This is a genomic window from Mesorhizobium sp. WSM4814 (genome assembly GCF_055811595.1).
Map to the genome: position 1 here is coordinate 1 of NZ_JBVVQT010000082.1, position 503 is coordinate 503.

The 503-nt window shown below is 66.6% G+C and carries 1 protein-coding gene; it reads left to right on the forward strand.

Going from position 1 to position 503, the window contains the following annotated elements:
* On the forward strand, positions 1 to 495 hold a 495-nt coding region (locus AC0L2V_RS32250; protein WP_473522196.1), incomplete at its 5' end, for an ArdC family protein.
* Between the last annotated feature and the right edge of the window lie 8 nt (positions 496 to 503).

Below are 503 nucleotides of genomic sequence, written 5' to 3' on the forward strand. Positions count from 1 at the left end.
CTCCATGCCGCCGCCGAGCCGCTGCCGGCGCGCGAAATCGTTCCGCAGGCCGAGGCGCTTATTCGAGCAAGCGGCGCCGATTTCCGCATCGGCGGCGATCGCGCTTTCTACATGCCGGGCAGCGACACCATCCAGGTGCCGCCCCAGCCGGCTTTTTTCCACCAGATCGACTATTACCGGACCTGCTTTCACGAGCTTGGCCACTGGACCGGCCACCCGGCGCGGCTGGCGCGCGACCTCTCCGGCTCGTTCGGCTCCAGGACCTATGCGCGCGAGGAACTGGTCGCCGAGATCGCCGCAGCCTTCATCTGCAGCAGCCTCGCTATCGAGCCGACCGTGCGCCATTCCGATTACATCGGCTCATGGCTCGCCGTTCTGCACGAGGACAACCGCGCCATTTTCCGCGCCGCCAGCCTGGCCTCGAAAGCCGCCGATTTCCTGCTTGGCTTTAACGCCGAGGCCGAAGGCGCGCAACAAGACGAGATCGCGGCATGAGCGCGCTC